Origin of the sequence: Pantoea sp. ACRSB (assembly GCF_022346905.1) — a bacterium.
Taxonomy (GTDB): Bacteria; Pseudomonadota; Gammaproteobacteria; order Enterobacterales; family Enterobacteriaceae; genus Pantoea; species Pantoea piersonii.
In genome coordinates, this window is sequence record NZ_JAKRNL010000004.1 from 15601 (window position 1) to 33134 (window position 17534).

Here is a 17534-nt window from a genome sequence, read left to right on the forward strand (position 1 = left end):
ACTTCTGTTAAGAGGTAGATCATGGCTGAAAAGATGCACGCTTCAACTGCGCCCTCAGAGCTGGAAAGACAAACCGTCAGGCGCGTCGTCTGGCGGATCCTGCCCTTTTTGATCGTCTGCTATCTGATTGCGATCATCGACCGGGGTAATATCGGCATGGCGTCGCTGCAAATGAATGAGGATCTGGGGCTGTCGAAAGCGGTTTTTGGGCTGGCGAGCAGCCTGTTCTTTGTCGGCTATTTTCTGTTTGAAGTGCCAAGCAACCTGGCGATGCAAAAGATCGGCGCAAAGATCTGGATCTCCCGCATTATGATTAGCTGGGGCATCGTGTCGGTCTGTACGGCGTTTGTAGAGAGCAGCGAGATGCTTTACGTACTGCGCTTTTTGCTGGGCGCTGCAGAAGCGGGCTTCTTTCCCGGCGTGATCCTCTATCTGACCTACTGGATCCCGGCGAAATATCGCGCCCGCGTCATCGCGACTTTTATGGTGGCGATCCCGGCCGCTAACTTTATCGGCTCGCCCATCTCCGGCGCCATCCTTTCGCTGGACGGCTGGTTCGGCATGCGCGGCTGGCACTGGTTGTTTATTCTGGAAGGCGTCCCCGCTGTGCTGCTGGGCGTTGCAGCCTTCTTTGTACTCAGCAACCGACCCGATAATGCTGGCTGGCTCACCGCCGAACAGCGCAACTGGCTTTCCTCTACCCTGGCGGCGGAAAATGCCCAGCGTAAAGCCATTGGTCATATTTCGCTCTGGCAGCTGCTGCGCCACAAGCATATCTGGGTGATGGCATTGATCTACGCTGGCGCTTCCGCTGCTGGCTCCACGCTCAGCGTCTGGTCGCCGCAGCTGTTGAAGTCGTTTGGGCTGGATAACTTCACGACGGGCCTGGTGAATGCCATTCCTTACGGGCTGGCTTCGGTATTGATGATTGTCTGGGGCCGCAGTTCAGATCGCACCGGCGAGCGCCGCTGGCACACCGCGCTGACTCTGTTTCTGATTGCGGGCGGCCTGCTTTCCGCCTTTATCAGCCAGTCGCTGACGGGCAGCGTGGTGATTCTCTCGCTGGTATTGATCGGCGCTTATTCGATGAAAGGTCCGTTCTGGGCACTGGCGTCAGGCTGGTTATCCTCTTCAACCGCTGCGGCCGGTCTTGCGGCCATTGGCGCCGTGGCCAACCTGATCGGCGGCGGCCTGATGGTAAACGTTTATGGCATGATCAATCAGTCAACCGGCAGCCATACGCTGGCGATGATGCCGCTTGCGCTGCTCTGTGCGGCAGGCGGTATCGCCGTGTTGGTGATGGGGCGTAAGTCACAGCTGCGAGTTGAGGTGGAAGCGCAGCCGCGGTAAGCGAACAACAGACGTAAAAAAAGGCGCGATTAGCGCCTTTTTTATTGCCTTGCTTATAGCGGCGAATACGCCTCAGCAGGGGTTTCCTGCAACACGCTCAGCACATTGCGCGCCGCCGCGCAGCCCATTTTGATATAGGAAGTATCGCTTACGCCGCCGACGTGGGGAGAAAGGATCAGGTTGTCAAGCTGCTGCCAGCGGTTTGGCGCTGTCAGCGGCTCCTGCGCAAAGCTGTCCAGCGCGGCGCAGCGGAGCGTGCCGTTTTGCAGCGCTTCCGCCAGCGCCTCTTCCTCAATCAGGCCGCCGCGCGCGGTGTTGATCAATATAGCGCCCGGCTTGAACTGCGCCAGCGTAGCGCGATTGATCATACCCTGATTCTGGGCCGTCAGCGGACAGTGAAGCGATACCACGTCTGCCTGGCGCAGCAGGGTCGCCAGATCCACGGCTTCGCACCCTTCCGGAAACTGTTTCGCCCAGGGATCACAGGCGATGACCTTCATGCCAAAGGCTATGCCCGCTTTTGCCACGCGGCTGCCGATGGCGCCCAGCCCAATCAACCCCAGTGTGCGTCCTTCCAGCTCAAGCGATTTATGCTGCGCTTTATCCCAGTGCCCAGCGCGCAGGCGGCGATCCAGCGTAATAACCGATTTAGCGCAGGCGAGGATCATCGCCCAGGTGTGCTCCGCTACGGCGGCGGCGTTAGCGCCCGACGCCGCCAGCACGCGAATCCCGCGCTGCGCCGCTGCAGCCTGGTCGATAACGTCGATGCCGCTGCCATGTTTAGCAATCACGCGCAGCGCGGGTGCGGCGTCCATGATGCGCCCGTTGATTTTGCCGTAGCGCACAACAATCGCGAGCGGATTGTGCTGCTGGCACAGAGCGACGAGCTTCTCTTCGCCCGGCTGGCGGCCGGCATAAACCAGCTGGTACGCCTGAAGCAGTTCTATCGCCTCCTGCGCCAGATCGCTGCCGGTGATAATAATGGTCTGCTTATGACTCATTACAGCGTCTCCCCGTTTTCCAGCATCCCCGCTGCAAGCAGCGCCTCTTCCAGCCAGGGCGCGCGAATATCGCCCTGTCGAATAGCCTGAAGACGCCGGTTTTCGCCATCCAGCTTTTTCTGCGCCAGTTCAAGCAGCGCAGCAACCTCATCGCGCGGCAAAACCACGACGCCGTCAGCATCGCCGATAATCAGATCGCCAGGCTGGATCGCCGCACCTGCCACTGATACCGGATGATTAACGCGTCCGGCGATAGATTTAGTAGGTCCGCAGGGATTCAGTCCGGCGGAAAAAACCGGAAAAGCATTCTGCGCCAGCGCATCGGCATCGCGTACCGCGCCATCAATAATAATCCCGGCGATGCCTGCGGCATGTGCCTGGGTTGACATGATTTCACCAATCAGAGCGCAGCTCAGATCCCCTTTGCCATCAACGACGATCACGTCGCCCGGCTGGGCTATCGCCAGCGCGGCGTGAATAGCAAGGTTATCGCCGGGACGCACCTCGACGGTTATTGCCGGTCCGGCGACTTTCATGCCGGGGGCCAGCGGCTTAATTCGCCCGTTCAGCGTGCCACGTCGTCCAGCGACGTCCGCCAGAATTGCCGCCTGAAATTCCGCGGCGCGTTTCACCAGATCGGGCTTGACGCGCGTAATAGCGCGTTTCAAGAGTGGTACTGCGCGTTCTGTCATGGCTGTCGCTCCTGTTGTTTTACTGTGTAAAACTGTGTTTTACTATATACAACAACTATATCTAGCCATCAGTCGGTAAAGCCACTGTTAACGATTCATTTGTGATGTAAACACGATGTAAATCACAAATTGCAGGTTACAATCCGTAGCGCCAAAATCAGGAGGATCAGGATGGGAAATGAAGGCGTAGTTGCCGTAGAGAAAGCGCTGGCGCTGCTGGACTGCTTTAAGCCGGGCGAGGAGTCCCTGACGCTGACCGCGCTGGCACAGGCTTCCGGCCAGCATAAAACCACGGTTTATCGTCTGATGAATTCGCTGGAGCGAATGCATTATGTGATCCGTAGGGAGAACGGCAGTTATTCGCTTGGGCCGCGCCTGCTCTATCTGGGCAAGCTCTATGAACAATCTTTTCATCTGGCGAACATTGTACAGCCGGAGCTGCACGCGCTGGCGGCCTCGACCGGCGAAAGCGCCTCCTGGTACGTTATTGAAGAGGGACAGCGACTCTGCCTGTTTCGCGCCGAGTCGTCGGAAGGCCTGCGGGAAACGCGGCTGGCAGGCAGCTCGCTGCCGCTGGACAATTCCGCCATTGGCCAGGTGCTGCGCCACTGGGGGCTGAATGAGTCGCTGTTTGAACAGCCGCCTGCGCTGCCGCTCTATACTTCTGGTATTCGTGATCCGCACATCGCCGCTTTTTCGCTGCCGGTTTTCGGCGAGAGCGATACGCTGGCCGCCGCGCTGGCCATTACCGGGCCAGCCTCTCGCCTGACGCCGGATCGTACCAACAGCGATGTCGCCCGCGCCATGAAGGACACGGCCTGTCGCTTATCAATGCGGCTGGGCGCCAGCAAAGGGTTTTGTGACCGCTTTTATCAGCGCTGATCCCTTACCTCGCCAGAGCTTATGATCAACAATCACGACGCGTTCGCCTTATGCAGCGTCGTCAGCGCCTGGTCTAGCGCCTGCACGTTGAGCTGCCCCGGCGCGGACGCCTCGCCCAGCGTGCCAAAAGTCAGGTTGCTGCCAAATACCTCGCCCGACATACGCGTTACTGCCCCAAGCCCGCCCATCGACATGGTTAGCAGCGGCTTGTCGCTGCGCTGGCGCATCTGCCAGGTGACGTCGGTCAGGCGGCTGACATCTTGCGGCGTCTTCGGCATCACCGCGATCTTAAGGATGTCCGCGCCGTGGGCCGCCTGCCATGTCAGACGCCGCAGCATATCGGCGTTATCCGGCGTAGCCTGAAAATCGTGATAAGAGAGGATGACCGCGACATGATGCTGGTGCGCCTGCTTCACCAGCTGATCTACCGCCTGCGCGCCAATGCGCATTTCGATATCGATAAGATCGGCGAAGCCTGCCTCAAGCCACTGCTGATAGAGGGCGATATAGCTGGCGTCATCCGGCGACAGGCTGCCCCCTTCTTCTTTGGTGCGCAGCGTCAGCAGCAGCGGTTTACCCTTTAGCTCGCGCCGCATTGCCTGACCGAGCTGCGTGACCTTATCGACATGAGTAGCAAAATCGAGCTTATCGACGCGCAGTTCAACAACCTGAACCTGCGGGATTTGCGCCGCCTGACGCGCCAGCTTTAGCGCGCTCTCCTCATCGTTGCCGGTAGTAGAGACAATAATGGCCGGTTTGCCTTGCTGAATGGTGAGATTACCGACCTGTAAAGGCCGTACCTGCGAAGGTGACGGTTCCGCAGCCGTCGCAGAAATCGCCATCATCATCAGTAGCGCTAAAGGTGCTTTGAGCATAAAACCTCTCCCTGTCCCGAATAAAACCCAGGGTTTAAGATCTAGCTCACACTTTTACCATCGGCAAGAAAGCAGGGTTTATTGGTAGTGGAATGCGCGCCGCTGGCGGCCAGGCATAAAAAAACCGGTCAGCGACCGGTTTTTATGTTTACAGCGATAACGATCAAGCGGCAACGCCTTTAGGCTGCGTGGCGATATGTCCCGCCCACAGGCTGGCGACCCATTTCACCCCTTTCGCGGTAAAGCGCGCCTGAGAAAACGCATGCTGGTTTTCCCCGACGCCTGAGCGCAGCGTAAAGTAACCCGCCTGCATATGGTGGTGCTGCGGCGTCAGCGTGCCTTTGTCGCGGTACATGATGTTGCGCTCCAGCAGGAACTGGCGAAACTCCGGCTCTTTTACCTTCAGCATTTTGCACAGCTGGCGAAAGCCGAGCGAATCGGTCACCTCGACAAAACGATCAAAAAATTCCGCCTTTGGGGCTGAAAGCGCCAGCTGCTCTTCAGCGGCGCGGCGCTGCTCAAACTGCTCCGCCCAGGCGCGTGCGGCCTCAGCAGGATTGGTAAAGTCAGGCAGATGCGCCACTTTTTCGCGCTCCTGCCATTTGTCCAGCAGATCGGCGGTAAAGCCAGGTGACAGGCGCGCCACGGCTAACAGCGAGTCGCGCTTGTTCAGGCAAAACTCCTGACGCATCTCTCCTTCATGCTCGTAAAGGTTGATCGTCACCGGCTGTGAAAGCCGCTGCGCGGTTTCCAGGCTTTTGATCAAACGTTTTACTTCGCCGTGTGTGATGCCTGTCAGTCTGGCGATTTCACGGCTGCTCATCAGGACAGAAGCGTTGAGAGCAGAAAGATTTTCAGTAGAGAACATCATCAGCGTCACCTCATGCAAACGTACCCAGCCGTTCGGGCTGTTGAATAAGTATACAGGATACTGTTGTTATATCCAGTATTTTTTTTAAGCGTTTTTCTAACGGTTCGCCGTCTCGCCTGATTGCGCAACAGCCGCCGCGCTTGCTTAACCCGTATCTGCGGCCAGGCTTAAAACATCCCCGCCTGCCACGCCAGGCGTACCTGCAATATCGGGGAAGCGTGCGCCGCTGGCGTGGAATTACGTGTTGCGTCATGGCGACCGACACATTCATCAAGAAAGGACGTTGTTATGAGAGCATTGACCTATCATGGTCCACACCAGGTTCGCGTTGAAACCGTTCCCGATCCTGTCCTGCAGGAGCCAGACGATATTATTTTACGCGTTACGGCCACAGCGATTTGCGGCTCTGATCTGCACCTCTATCGCGGCAAAATTCCCGGCACCGATCATGGCGATATATTCGGCCATGAATTTATGGGCGAAGTGGTTGAGGCGGGCGCGGCAGTGACCAGCGTCGCCGTTGGCGATCGCGTCGTCGTGCCTTTCGTTATTGCCTGCGGCGACTGTTTTTACTGCCATCTGCATCAGTATGCCGCCTGCGAAACCACCAACAGCGGTCGCGGCGCCATCCTGAATAAAAAGAACATTACGCCGCCAGCGGCGCTGTTCGGCTTCAGCAATCTTTACGGCGGCGTGCCTGGTGGTCAGGCGGAGTATGTGCGGGTGCCGAAAGCCAACGTTGGCCCGTTTAAAGTGCCGCTGGCGCTGCCGGATGACAAAGTGCTGTTTCTTTCCGACATTTTGCCGACCGCCTGGCAGGCGGTGCAGAACGCCGGACTGGACAAAGGCTCCAGCGTCGCGATTTTCGGCGCCGGCCCGGTCGGGCTGCTGAGCGCGGCCTGCGCGCGTCTGGTCGGCGCGGAAGAAATTTTTATGATCGACCATAACAATTACCGGCTGGAGTTTGCCCGTCAGCGTTACGGCGTCACGCCCATCAACTTTGACGATATCGACGATCCGGCAGCGTGGATTATTGAGCACACCAAAAATCATCGCGGCGTTGATGCGGTGATCGATGCGGTCGGCTTTGAAGCCAAAGGCAGCCTGACCGAAACGGTGCTAAGCAATCTGAAGCTGGAAGGCAGCAGCGGCAAAGCCTTGCGCCAGTGTATCGCTGCGGTCAGGCGCGGCGGCGTGGTAAGCGTGCCGGGCGTCTACGCCGGCTTTATCCATGGCTTTATGTTTGGCGACGCCTTTGACAAAGGGCTGACCTTCAAGATGGGGCAAACGCACGTGCAGGCCTATCTGCCGCGCCTGCTGTCGCTGATTGAACAGGGTCTGCTGACGCCGGAAGAGATTGTTACGCACCATATGCCGCTTGAAGACGCGGCACACGGTTATGAGATCTTTGAAAAGCGTAAGGATGATTGCCGCAAGGTCATTCTGGTGCCGGGCATGGCGTCGCAGCGCGCCGCCAGCTAAGCAGGTCGTCCAGGCTGCCACTGGCAGCCTGGCGGCACTTAACGCACGATACCTTCATCGCTGTCGTTTAGCTCCGACAGCGAAATCTCGCGCGACGGCGCATTATCCAGACGGTCGCCATACTCGCCGCGCACATCCGGCAGGCTGGTGAACTGCCCGTCAACAAACAGGAAGCTCAGATGCTGCGCAACATCTTCCAGCATTTCTTCAGCCTCATTCTCTGTGGTGCCCTTCGCATCCTTACCGTCAAGCTGCCAGCGAAGCTTACCGCCAACCTGCTCCGCGCCGCCGATATCGACCACATGGCCGTCAATATTTTCCACCAGCAGGCGAGACTGGCAGTAATAAAGTAAGTAAGGCATCAGGTCACGTTTATTTTCAGACATCTCTTCTCCTGCGGCAGACTATTTCTGCTGTTAAAAATGGAAATAATAACGCAGCGCATAGATCGCCCAGTAAATGCCGTTCGCGGCCAGGTAAGCCCAGCATCCCCAATAAGCGACAGGTTCACGTTTGGTACGAAGTTTGGGCAGAAAAGCCAGCAGATAACCCGCAGCGGCGATTAGCGAAACGAAATAGAAAAACTTCATCTTCCCTCCTGAAAGTCATTTATTTAATAGAAGGATAGTCACTTTTCAGGGGTAATTCCTGGTAAAGAAGATAAATAGATTTCAGACGCTTCCCCTGCGCTTCGCTTAACAGCCGATCGCATCACAAATAAAGGGTAAATCGTGAAACAGCTTATTTTTACGACATCGTTTTACTGAATGTTTTAACTTGTCGCCATTAATGAAGTTTACGACCAGGCTTTTATCCATCACGGCTAAACCTGATACTTTTCATCAGGAATTAAAACGCGGCCGGAGTTACAGCTATGCTTAACAGCGGAGGTAAGGACTATGTGTGGACGCTTTGCGCAGTATCGCAGCCGGAACGACTATTTTGACGCGCTCGGCATTGAGGACGACGAACTGATTTACGATCCCGAACCTGTTGCACGCTATAACGTCGCGCCAGGCACCCGCGTGCTGTTGCTTAATATGCGCGACGAGCATCTCCATCTCGATCCGGTTTTCTGGGGCTATGGCCCGGAATGGTGGCATAAGCAGCCGCTGATCAATGCGCGCAGCGAAACCGCGCCGACCGGGCGCATGTTCAAACCGCTGTGGAACCATGGTCGCGCGGTGGTGCCGGCCGACGGCTGGTTTGAATGGAAAAAAGAGGGTGACCGTAAGCAGCCCTATTTTATCTATCACCAGCAGCAAGAGCCGCTCTTCTTTGCCGCCATTGGCAAAGCGCCCTTCGATAAAGATCACGGCCATGAAGGCTTTGTCATCATAACCGCCGCCAGCAACAAAGGCATGGTGGATATTCACGACCGCCGCCCGCTGGTGCTGCGCCCCGATGCGGTAGAAGAGTGGCTGAGCGAGGAAACCTCTCCGGAGCGTGCGCAGCAGCTCGCTGAAGAAGCGGCGCTGCCGGAGAAGGCGTTTCGCTGGCATCCGGTGACGAAAAAGGTGGGGAATATCCATAATCAGGGCGAGGAGATGATTGAGGAGACGGCGGAAGCGGAATAGTCCCTTGTCACGCTTCGTTAAGAATCTGATGATCTCAACGCGGGACGGAAAAAGGGGATTGCAGTACACTTAAGCCCCCTTTTTTTCGCAGCAGTGAATGATTGTGAACAACGAAGCACACTCCTCAGTTAATGTTCCCCAGTCGATCCCGGCACGCAATCGCATGTTCCGGGCGTTGCTCAATCGCGATAAAACCCCTGTCGCGGTGCTTATTTCCGCCGCGCTGGTCGGCGTTATCGTCGGTCTGGTCGGCAGCGCGTTCGCCAAAGCGGTCAGCTGGGTGCAGCACTGGCGTATGTCGCTGGCCGCTCCGGCGCTGCACTCCGGCTGGACGCTCTGGGTGCTGGCGTTCTCGCTCTCCGCGCTGCTGGCAATGGTGGGCTATTTTCTCGTCCGCCGTTTCGCTCCGGAAGCCGCAGGCTCCGGTATTCCCGAAATCGAAGGCGCGCTGGAAGAGCTGCGTCCGGTGCGCTGGTGGCGCGTCATCCCGGTGAAGTTTTTCGGCGGGATGGGGACGCTCGGCGCGGGTATGGTGCTGGGGCGCGAAGGGCCGACGGTGCAGCTTGGCGGCAATATCGGCCGCATGGTGCTCGATATGCTGCGCATTCGCAGCGACGAAGCACGCCACTCCCTGCTGGCGACCGGCGCGGCGGCCGGGCTGGCGGCGGCGTTTAACGCGCCGCTGGCGGGCATACTCTTTATTATTGAAGAGATGCGTCCGCAGTTTCGCTACAACCTTATCTCAATCAAAGCGGTCTTTACCGGCGTGATTATGGCGAGCATTGTGTTTCGCCTGTTCAACGGCGCGCATCCGGTTATCTCCGTAGGGAAACTGGCGGACGCGCCGGTTGAGACGCTCTGGCTTTATCTGGTGCTGGGTATGCTGTTCGGCATGGTGGGCGTACTGCTTAACCGGCTGATTTTTTTCTTTCAGGATACCTTTACGCGCCTCTATGCCGGACGCATCTGGCGCGCGGTCGCGACGGGCGGCCTGCTGGGCGGCGGCTGTGGTCTGCTGGCGCTGTGGTTCGCGCCAGGCACCGGCGGTGGATTCGAACTTATTCCGCTGGCGACGGGCGGACACTATACGCTCGGCGTGCTGCTGGTCATTTTTGCGGTGAGACTGTTAACTACGCTGCTCTGCTTCAGCTCTGGCGCGCCGGGCGGTATTTTCGCGCCGATGCTGGCGCTCGGCACCGTACTGGGCACCGCCTTCGGCGTGCTGATGGCGGACATCTTTCCGCTCTACCATCTGCAACCCGCCACCTTTGCTATTGCCGGCATGGGCGCGCTGCTCGCCGCCTCGGTGCGCGCGCCGCTGACCGGCATCGTGCTGGTGCTGGAGATGACCGATAACTATCAGCTGATCCTGCCAATGATCGTTACCGGACTGGGCGCGACGCTGCTGGCGCAGTTTCTTGGCGGCAAACCGCTCTACTCCTCTATCCTGGCGCGAACCCTGGCGCGCCAGCAGGCGGAGAGCGGCAAGGCCTAGCGCACCCTGCCGCGAAACACCCAAAAAGCCCAGCTGTGATAGAGCAGCGTCAGCGGCATGATAATGGCGGTACCGACCAGCACAAAAAGTTGCGTTGCCGCCGGAGCGGCGCTGTGGTGCAGATCATGCTGCCAGGGGATGAGCCAGGGATAAAAACCGCAGGCGACGCCTGCGAACACCGCGGCAATCAGGCCCAGCGTCAGCGCCAGTTGCCAGGTCGCCCGCCCGCGCCACAGCGCTCCCAGCTGGGCCAGCCATAAAAGTAAAATCAGCGCGACGGCGATCTTGCCGGGCCAGCGCTGCCAGGCCGTTATCCAGATATCATGGTTAAGCAGCATCACCGACAAAAACAGCACCAGCGAAAGCACCCAGCACAGCCAGGCCAGCGGGCTGGCCTTCTCCTCGACATCCTCGCCGATGCGCCAGCGGATCCAGCAGCAGCCGAGCAATACATAGATCACCACCAGCCCCAGGCCGCACAGCAGCGGCGTCAGCGAAAAGCCGATCTCCAGCCCGCTGTGCGGCTCTGCGCCAAACACCACGCCTGCACACCAGCCCTGAAGAAAGGCCGCCAGCGCCGAACTGGCGCACATCAGCCGATCCAGCCAGTGGCGAAAGGCTTCCTGCGCCTGCGCCCGATACTCCAGCGCCAGCCCGCGCAGAAACAGCGCCAGCACCATTGCGAAAACCGGCCCGCACAGCGTGTTGAACAGCAGGCTGTAAACCGCCGGAAAGAGCGCAAACATGCCGCCCGCCAGCAGCACCAGCCAGGTCTCGTTGGCGTCCCAGATGGGCAGAATGCTGTCCACCATGCGCTTACGCTGCGACTCTTCGCGAAACCAGAGAAAGAGTATGCCAACGCCGAGATCGGTGCCGTCGAGCAGCACATAGATCAGCATGGAAAGCAGCAGCGCCAGCGCAGCGAAGTCAGCGATAGTCATGGCGAAGTCCTGATCTCCTGCGTGACAACGTCACCCTTCGGCTGCAGCGGTGAAGAGATCAGCCGCAGCAGATAGCGTAGCCCCAGCGCAAAACTGAGAGCGTAAATCACGATAATAGCGGCGAGTATCACTACGGTCGTCGAGAGCGACAGCGGTGAAATACTGTCCGCGGTGCGCAACATGCCATAGACCGTCCAGGGCTGACGGCCGATTTCCGTCACCAGCCAGCCGGCCAGCATAGCGATAAAGCCCGCTGGCGACAGCCATACCAGCATGTTCAACAAGCGACGCGAACGGGTCAGCCGACCGCGCCAGTGCTGTACGTTTGCCACAATGCTGGCGAGCAGCATCACCACGCCCAGCCCTACCATCAGGCGAAAGGCGAAAAAGACCGGCACAACCGGCGGTATCGTCTGGGGATCGAATTCGCTCAGGCTTTTGATATGGCCGGAGAGGTTATGCCGCAGATAGAGCGAAGCGATATCAGGGATCGCCAGCTCCAGCCGGTTGCGCTGCGCCTGCTGATCGGGCCAGGCGAACAGCCGCAGCGGCTCACCGTCGTTAGCCGCAGGCTGATGCCAGCTGCCTTCGATCGCCGCCAGCTTGGCAGGCTGATGCGCCAGCGTATTCTCGCCGTGAAGATCGCCGACGACAATTTGTAATGGCACCGCGACCAGCGTAAAGGACAGCGCGGCAGTCAGCATCCGGCGCGCCGCCTGCTCCTGCACGTTAAGCAACAAACGGCGCGCGGCGACGCCCGCTATCATAAAGGCTACCGCGATCAGGGATGCCAGCAGCATATGGCTGAAGCGAAAAGGGAACGAAGGCGCAGAGAGCACCATCGCCCAGCTATCTGGCAAAAACCGCCCGCTCTCGTCGCGCGTAAAGCCGGTCGGCGTCTGTAGCCAGGAGTTGGCGGCCAGGATCCAGAAGGCGCTCAGCAGCGCGCCGAGGGTCACAAAGCAGGTAACGATAAAGTGCAGGCCCGGCCTGATTTTTCCCATGCCGAACAGCATTACGCCAGTCAGTCCCGATTCGAGGAAAAACGCCACCAGTACTTCATAGAACAGCAGTGGGCCAATCACGCCGCCGACTTTTTGCGACAGTCCTGACCAGTGGGTGCCGAACTGCACCTCCATCACCACGCCGGACACCGCGCCGACCGCTACCGTCAGCGCAAAGACCTTTAGCCAGAAGTGCAGCGCCTCACGCGCGCCCGGCTGCTTTCCCCACAGCCAGCGCGCCTCAAACCAGAGCAAAAAGGGCGACAGCCCGAGCGTCAGCGCAGCCAGGGTAATGTGCATTCCCATTGTGAGCGCGAACTGGCCGCGCGACAGCAGCAGCACCCACTCGGCGTTACTCATTGCTCGGCTTTCCGCTATAGCGGGTGATCGGCTTCTCCTCCTCGCGCTGCATACCTGCTGAGAACGCCTCCAGCGCAGCGAACAACGGCCGCAATCCCTGCCACAATTTTTCATCATTCAGCAGATGCAGCACGCCGCGAATGCCCGGCGCGGCGTGGGACTGCTGCTGCGTCTCGTCGCTGGCGGGCTTCATCGCCATCGCCGCGTCGCGTACCGCCAGCAGAATATGGTTAAGCCGCTCCGGCGGAATGGTGCTCAGCGTCATCATTATCAGCGAAAGGTTTTGAATCGCGCTCTGCGTGCCCGGCCGGTTTAGCCCGGAAACCAGAATTTTGCCGATATCGTTATTGGCTTTGATCGCGTCGTTAGCCAGGCGCAGAAAACCATGCTTATGCAGGTTTTCCACCAGCTCATCCATCGCTTCCTGAGCCGTTTTCTCGGTGCGCGTCGGCGGTACGGAATAGGAAAGTCGTTCGGCCATCAGAATTTCTCCGGGTGTTCTACATGTTCAGGCGGCTGAAGATAGCCTTCCTGCTGCCACTTCTGCTCAACGGGCAGATGATCCAGTGGCGTGCGCTGGCCGTGGCGGAAATTATGTCGTGGAATAGGATTCGGCTGCGGGGTACGCGTCAGCTTCGTCATGCTGACGGCGATCTCTTTATAAGCCGGGGTGTTGACGTCGGGATCGTGATGTTCACCGGTCAGGCCGTTGACGCCAGGTTTGCCGTGGTGAATAGGAATAAACAGCACGTTACCCGCTACGCGATCGGTGACCACAACCGGCACCTCTACCGTTCCGCGTCTGGACTTAAGCGCGACCCATTCACCCTCTTTCAGGCCGCGCGCCTGCGCCAGCTGCGGCGAAATCTCCACAAACCAGTTAGGCGACAGCGACATCATGCGGCCGCCTCTGCCGGTCTGATTGGTAGACTGGAAGTGCTCCAGCATGCGGCCGTTATCCAGCATCAGATCGTATTCCGCGTCCGCCTCTTCCATCGGCGGCTGCCAGCTCAGCGGGTAGAGGCGTGCCTTGCCGTCCGGGAACTTGAATTTGTCGGTGTAGAGCAGCGGCGTGCTCTCGCCATCAGGCTTGACCGGCCAGATTTGCGACTGCCAGCCCACCAGCCGTTCATAGCTGACGCCCGCGAAAATTTCCGCGATGCCTGCCGCTTCCGCCATGATCGCGCCAGGGTTGGGATAGTTCCAGTGATGGCCCAGACGCGCGGCCAGATCGGTGAAGATCTGCCAGTCCGGGCGGCTGTCGCCCAGCGGTGGCATCGCCGGCGAGAAGTGCTGGATGCGGCGTTCAGTATTGACGAAGGTGCCCTCTTTCTCCACGCTCGGACAACCCGGCAACACCACATCGGCGAACTCGGCGGTGCGGCTCATAAAAATATCCTGCACCACCATAAAGTCGAGGCGGCTGAAGGCTTCATGCACTTTTGTGGAGTCCGCGTCGGAAAAGGCCGTCTCTTCGCCGGTGATATACATAGCGCGCAGTTTTCCCTCATGCGCATGCTGCACCATCATAAAGTTATCGGCACCGGGCTGGTCAGAGAGCGCCTCCGGCGCGACGCCCCAGGCACGCGCCCATTTTTCGCGTATCGCGGGATCGGAGACTTTTTCATAGCCGGGATAGACGTTGCTGAGGCAGCCGAAGTCGCTTGCGCCCTGCACGTTGTTATGGCCGCGCATCGGATAGCCGCCGGTGCCCGGACGCCCGTAGTTGCCGGTCACCAGCAGCAGGTTAGAGAGCGCCGTACTGGCGTCCGCGCCGTGGCTGTGCTGGGTAATGCCCATCGCCCACAGCAGGCAAACGCTCTCCGCCTGACCGATCATCTCCGCCGCAGCGGTAAGCTCTTCTACGCTCAGGCCGGTCATCTCGCTGGCAAACGCCAGGGTAAAGGGTTCCAGCGAGGCGCGGTACTCCTCCACCTGGTTGACACGTTCCGCCAGAAACGCCTCGTCAGCGTAGCCGTGGTCGAACATATATTTTGCCATGGCGGACGCCCACACCATATCGGTGCCGGGCTTGATGCGCAGGAACTGGTCGGCGCGCTCCGCCATTTCGTGTCGGCGTGGATCCACCACCAGCAGCTTCTGCCCGCGATGCTTATGGCTCTGCTTAATATGCGAGGCGATAACCGGATGGTTCTCCGCCAGGTTGCTGCCGACGGTGATAATCAGATCGGTTTTTTGCAAATCGCGAATGGTGCCTGCATCGCCGCCGTAGCCTACGGTGCGGAACAGCCCTTCGGTTGCCGGGTTCTGGCAGTAGCGCGATGAGTTATCGACGTTGTTAGTGCCAAAGATCAGGCGAGCAATTTTTTGAGAAAGATAGGCTTCTTCGTTGCTGGCCTTGCTGGAGCCGATAAAACCGATGGCGTCACCGCCATACTGGCGCGCCACGTCGCGCAGCCCCTGCGCCACGCGATCCAGCGCTTCGTCCCAGCTGGCTGGGCGGAAACGGCCGTTTTCACGGATCAGCGGCGTGGTCAGGCGCTCCGGGCTGTTGACGAAATCCCAGCCGAACTTGCCTTTCACGCAGGTGGAAATGCCATTGGCGGGCGCTTCTGCTACCGGCTGCACCTTCAGGATATGGCGATCGCGCGTCCAGATTTCGAAACTGCAACCCACGCCGCAATAGGTGCAAACCGTTTTGGTGCGTTTAATCTCCGCCTGGCGCAGCGCGTCGTCGATCAGCGAAATGCCGGTAATCGGCTCCATGCCGATGCTGTTCTCCAGCGACTTGACGAAATCGATCATCGGACGCTTCAGATCCTCATCCATCGAGGTAAAAGGGCCAGCGTCGGGCTGCATGGTTTTCTCCAGCAGCGCGTTACAGGGGCAGACCGTGACGCAGTGACCGCAGCTGACGCAGCTCGATCCCGCAATCTGCGTGCCGCCGTCCCACAGCACGCGGGGATGCTCCTGGGTGTAATCGATGCTGAGCGTTTCATTGACTTCAACGTTCTGACAGGCCTCTACGCAACGCCCGCACAGAATGCACTGGTCGGGATCGTAGGTATAGAACGGATTGGAGTGGTCTTTGCTGGTGGGTTTGCGCTGGTAGGGGTAGTACTGGATTGGGATATGCATATCCGCGACGGTGTTATGCAGCGTACAGTCGCCGGTGTTGTGTTCGCAAACTGTGCAGTAAAGCTCATGCCGGTTAAGGATGCGATCCATCCCTTCCTGCTGCGCGGCGCGCGGCCATTCCCCTTCACTGTTGATTTCCAGCCCCTGAAAAGTGCGCAGCGTACAGCCGCGTACCTTTTCGCCGTTGGCCTCCACCCAGCAGACATCGCAGCTTTCCAGCGGCTGCAGCGCCGGGTGGTAACAGACGTGAGGCAGTTTTTTTCCCCGCTCGGTGAGAAAGTCGATTAAGGGCTGATTAACGGCGCCTACCAGGGGTTCGCCATTATAAATAATGGTACAGGTTTTCTCTGACATTTAACGCCTCGTTATCGACATTGCAATTGGCATCTTGCCAGCGTGCTTTGATTGTTATGTAAAGTTATGTCTTCAGCTTAGCGGCAATTATATGGCCTGCAATAAAACGGCTTCGTTTATAAGGTTCCGCATGATTAAAACCTTAGCGTTGCGCTGAAGCCAACCCATAAAAAGATATTAACTTTCAACCAGATAAAATTATTTAAGAGAGAGATCCCAAAAAGTGTTAATCATTGCTAACCGCTGCGTTTATTTTCCAGCAGGCAGGATTTCTGACGCTTTCTATACTTTTTAGTCCGACAGGTTTCCAGCAAACGACACTCAAGAGGCAGAGGTAAATAATGAAAGCATTAGTCTGGCATGGCGTGGGAAATATCCAGTTAGATAACGTTCCCGATCCGCAAATTGAACAACCGGGCGATGCCGTTATTCGAATTACCGCCTCGGCGATTTGCGGAACGGATTTGCATTTTATTCGTGGCACCTTTAGCGATATGCAGCCCGGCACCATTCTGGGGCATGAGGCGGTCGGCATCGTGGAGCAGGTTGGCGACGAGGTGCGTAACTTCAGCCAGGGGGATCGGGTGGTGGTCTGCTCCACCGTATCCTGCGGCGTTTGCCCGCCCTGCCGCGCTGGCCATACCGCCCAGTGTGATAACGCCAACCCTAATGGCCCAGAGGCAGGGACCTGCTTTTTTGGCGGCCCCAAAGCGACCGGCCCGGTAAACGGGCTTCAGGCTGAAAAGGCGCGTATCCCCTTCGCCGCTAATACGCTGGTTAAAATCCCCGACGGCGTAACGGATGAGCAGGCCATTTTAATCAGCGATATTTTCCCTACCGCCTGGTTTGGCGCCGAACTGGCTGATATCACCCGCGGCGATATTGTAGTGGTGTTCGGCTGCGGGCCGGTCGGCCAGTTCGCCATCGCCAGTGCGCTGCTGATGGGCGCGGCGCGGGTGATTGCGGTAGACAGCCATGAAGACCGGCTGGCGATGGCGCGCCGCCAGGGCGCTTTCCCGGTAAACTTCGAGCGTGAAGATCCGGTGGAGGTGATTAAAAAGCTGACCGGCGGCACCGGCGCGGACTGCGCCATTGACGCTGTTGGCGTTGACAGCCAGCATGCCCATCACGGCCCGGCCAGCGCCGAGGCGGAGGAGAAAGCGGATAAATTCGCGCAGGAGGTTGCGCAGGTCGCGCCTGAAACTCATCCGCAACACGACAACTGGATCCCCGGCGATGCGCCGACGCAGGCGCTGGAGTGGGCGATCGCCGGATTGAAAAAAGCGGGTCGTCTGAGCATCATCGGCGTCTATCCGCCGACCGCTGAGACCTTCCCCATCGGCAAGGCGATGAACAAAAATCTCACCATCAAAATGGGCAACTGCAACCACCACACCCATATCCCTTATCTGCTGGAACTGACGCGTACCGGCGCAATCGATCCCACCAAAGTGCTGACCAACGAGGAACCGATTGAGAATGTCATTGAGGCCTACAAGGCTTTCGACAAGCGCGAGCCGGGCTGGGTAAAAGTGGAACTGGAGACCTGAG

General features: G+C 58.6%; 16 protein-coding genes. 6 read left to right on the forward strand and 10 right to left on the reverse strand.

The features are described 5' to 3' along the window. The first annotated feature begins 21 nt into the window (after positions 1–21). Complete coding sequence (locus MHZ89_RS13295) at positions 22–1350, forward strand: MFS transporter (protein ID WP_311783370.1); 1329 nt, start codon at positions 22–24, stop codon at positions 1348–1350. Between the two features lie 53 nt (positions 1351–1403). On the opposite strand, the gene MHZ89_RS13300 is transcribed toward MHZ89_RS13295, so the two are convergent. Together MHZ89_RS13300 and MHZ89_RS13305 are read right to left on the reverse strand one after the other, a co-directional pair. Further along, positions 1404–2351, reverse strand: a complete 948-nt coding sequence (locus MHZ89_RS13300; RefSeq protein WP_311783371.1) for a hydroxyacid dehydrogenase — start codon at positions 2349–2351, stop codon at positions 1404–1406. Next, complete coding sequence (locus MHZ89_RS13305; protein WP_311783372.1) at positions 2351–3043, reverse strand: RraA family protein; 693 nt, start codon at positions 3041–3043, stop codon at positions 2351–2353. The genes MHZ89_RS13300 and MHZ89_RS13305 overlap by 1 nt, the downstream gene beginning before the upstream one ends. A gap of 171 nt (positions 3044–3214) precedes the next feature. Here MHZ89_RS13305 and MHZ89_RS13310 point away from each other — a divergent pair, with 171 nt between their 5' ends. After that, complete coding sequence (locus MHZ89_RS13310; RefSeq protein WP_311783373.1) at positions 3215–3925, forward strand: IclR family transcriptional regulator; 711 nt, start codon at positions 3215–3217, stop codon at positions 3923–3925. 32 nt (positions 3926–3957) lie between these two features. Here the strand turns inward: MHZ89_RS13310 and aroD are convergent, their stop codons facing one another. Then, entirely contained in the window at positions 3958–4800 is an 843-nt protein-coding gene (gene aroD / locus MHZ89_RS13315) for a type I 3-dehydroquinate dehydratase (protein ID WP_311783374.1), read from the reverse strand. A gap of 163 nt (positions 4801–4963) precedes the next feature. Further along, on the reverse strand, positions 4964–5671 hold the full coding sequence (locus MHZ89_RS13320) for a phage antirepressor KilAC domain-containing protein (protein WP_167456976.1): 708 nt from the start codon (positions 5669–5671) through the stop codon (positions 4964–4966). Positions 5672–5959: 288 nt separating this feature from the next. On the opposite strand from MHZ89_RS13320, the gene MHZ89_RS13325 reads away from it, so the two are divergent. Then, positions 5960–7153, forward strand: coding sequence for a zinc-dependent alcohol dehydrogenase (locus MHZ89_RS13325; protein ID WP_120456067.1), 1194 nt, complete (start codon positions 5960–5962; stop codon positions 7151–7153). 38 nt (positions 7154–7191) lie between these two features. On the opposite strand, the gene MHZ89_RS13330 is transcribed toward MHZ89_RS13325, so the two are convergent. Both MHZ89_RS13330 and MHZ89_RS13335 read right to left on the reverse strand, forming a co-directional pair. Then, positions 7192–7539 carry a hypothetical protein gene (locus MHZ89_RS13330; RefSeq protein ID WP_311783375.1) on the reverse strand — a complete coding sequence of 116 codons (348 nt, stop codon included), beginning with the start codon at positions 7537–7539 and terminating at the stop codon, positions 7192–7194. Between the two features lie 30 nt (positions 7540–7569). Further along, positions 7570–7743, reverse strand: coding sequence for a hypothetical protein (locus MHZ89_RS13335; RefSeq protein ID WP_311783376.1), 174 nt, complete (start codon positions 7741–7743; stop codon positions 7570–7572). Positions 7744–8052: 309 nt separating this feature from the next. Here MHZ89_RS13335 and MHZ89_RS13340 point away from each other — a divergent pair, with 309 nt between their 5' ends. Then, positions 8053–8730, forward strand: a complete 678-nt coding sequence (locus tag MHZ89_RS13340) for an SOS response-associated peptidase family protein (protein WP_311783377.1) — start codon at positions 8053–8055, stop codon at positions 8728–8730. A gap of 97 nt (positions 8731–8827) precedes the next feature. Then, positions 8828–10225, forward strand: coding sequence for a H(+)/Cl(-) exchange transporter ClcA (gene clcA, locus MHZ89_RS13345; protein WP_409373270.1), 1398 nt, complete (start codon positions 8828–8830; stop codon positions 10223–10225). Here the strand turns inward: clcA and MHZ89_RS13350 are convergent. From MHZ89_RS13350 to fdhF, 4 genes are read right to left on the reverse strand one after another with little or no spacing between them, the layout of a single operon-like run. Further along, positions 10222–11166 carry a cytochrome d ubiquinol oxidase subunit II gene (locus tag MHZ89_RS13350; RefSeq protein ID WP_311783379.1) on the reverse strand — a complete coding sequence of 315 codons (945 nt, stop codon included), beginning with the start codon at positions 11164–11166 and terminating at the stop codon, positions 10222–10224. The two genes, clcA and MHZ89_RS13350, sit on opposite strands and share 4 nt — an antisense overlap. Continuing rightward, positions 11163–12530 (reverse strand): cytochrome ubiquinol oxidase subunit I, encoded by a 1368-nt coding sequence (locus MHZ89_RS13355; RefSeq protein WP_311783380.1) that lies wholly within the window; start codon positions 12528–12530, stop codon positions 11163–11165. The genes MHZ89_RS13350 and MHZ89_RS13355 overlap by 4 nt, the downstream gene beginning before the upstream one ends. Next, complete coding sequence (locus MHZ89_RS13360) at positions 12523–13011, reverse strand: DUF1641 domain-containing protein (RefSeq protein ID WP_120456056.1); 489 nt, start codon at positions 13009–13011, stop codon at positions 12523–12525. Before MHZ89_RS13360 ends, MHZ89_RS13355 begins: the two co-directional genes overlap by 8 nt. Then, positions 13011–15983 (reverse strand): formate dehydrogenase subunit alpha, encoded by a 2973-nt coding sequence (fdhF, locus tag MHZ89_RS13365; RefSeq protein WP_311783381.1) that lies wholly within the window; start codon positions 15981–15983, stop codon positions 13011–13013. The genes MHZ89_RS13360 and fdhF overlap by 1 nt, the downstream gene beginning before the upstream one ends. 341 nt (positions 15984–16324) lie before the next feature. Between fdhF and MHZ89_RS13370 the strand changes: the two genes are divergently transcribed. Continuing rightward, positions 16325–17533 (forward strand): zinc-dependent alcohol dehydrogenase, encoded by a 1209-nt coding sequence (locus tag MHZ89_RS13370; RefSeq protein WP_311783382.1) that lies wholly within the window; start codon positions 16325–16327, stop codon positions 17531–17533. Position 17534 lies beyond the last annotated feature (1 nt).

Excerpts from the sequence above, each read along its gene's own strand:
- clcA (WP_409373270.1), top strand. The coding sequence starts at position 8,828 with ATGATTGTGAACAACGAAGCACACTCCTCAGTTAATGTTCCCCAGTCG.
- MHZ89_RS13330 (WP_311783375.1), bottom strand. The coding sequence starts at position 7,539 with ATGTCTGAAAATAAACGTGACCTGATGCCTTACTTACTTTATTACTGC.
- fdhF (WP_311783381.1), bottom strand. The coding sequence starts at position 15,983 with ATGTCAGAGAAAACCTGTACCATTATTTATAATGGCGAACCCCTGGTA.
- MHZ89_RS13335 (WP_311783376.1), bottom strand. The coding sequence starts at position 7,743 with ATGAAGTTTTTCTATTTCGTTTCGCTAATCGCCGCTGCGGGTTATCTG.
- MHZ89_RS13295 (WP_311783370.1), top strand. The coding sequence starts at position 22 with ATGGCTGAAAAGATGCACGCTTCAACTGCGCCCTCAGAGCTGGAAAGA.
- MHZ89_RS13325 (WP_120456067.1), top strand. The coding sequence starts at position 5,960 with ATGAGAGCATTGACCTATCATGGTCCACACCAGGTTCGCGTTGAAACC.
- MHZ89_RS13305 (WP_311783372.1), bottom strand. The coding sequence starts at position 3,043 with ATGACAGAACGCGCAGTACCACTCTTGAAACGCGCTATTACGCGCGTC.
- MHZ89_RS13320 (WP_167456976.1), bottom strand. The coding sequence starts at position 5,671 with ATGATGTTCTCTACTGAAAATCTTTCTGCTCTCAACGCTTCTGTCCTG.
- MHZ89_RS13300 (WP_311783371.1), bottom strand. The coding sequence starts at position 2,351 with ATGAGTCATAAGCAGACCATTATTATCACCGGCAGCGATCTGGCGCAG.
- MHZ89_RS13310 (WP_311783373.1), top strand. The coding sequence starts at position 3,215 with ATGGGAAATGAAGGCGTAGTTGCCGTAGAGAAAGCGCTGGCGCTGCTG.
- MHZ89_RS13370 (WP_311783382.1), top strand. The coding sequence starts at position 16,325 with ATGAAAGCATTAGTCTGGCATGGCGTGGGAAATATCCAGTTAGATAAC.
- MHZ89_RS13340 (WP_311783377.1), top strand. The coding sequence starts at position 8,053 with ATGTGTGGACGCTTTGCGCAGTATCGCAGCCGGAACGACTATTTTGAC.
- MHZ89_RS13350 (WP_311783379.1), bottom strand. The coding sequence starts at position 11,166 with ATGACTATCGCTGACTTCGCTGCGCTGGCGCTGCTGCTTTCCATGCTG.
- MHZ89_RS13360 (WP_120456056.1), bottom strand. The coding sequence starts at position 13,011 with ATGGCCGAACGACTTTCCTATTCCGTACCGCCGACGCGCACCGAGAAA.
- MHZ89_RS13355 (WP_311783380.1), bottom strand. The coding sequence starts at position 12,530 with ATGAGTAACGCCGAGTGGGTGCTGCTGCTGTCGCGCGGCCAGTTCGCG.
- aroD (WP_311783374.1), bottom strand. The coding sequence starts at position 4,800 with ATGCTCAAAGCACCTTTAGCGCTACTGATGATGATGGCGATTTCTGCG.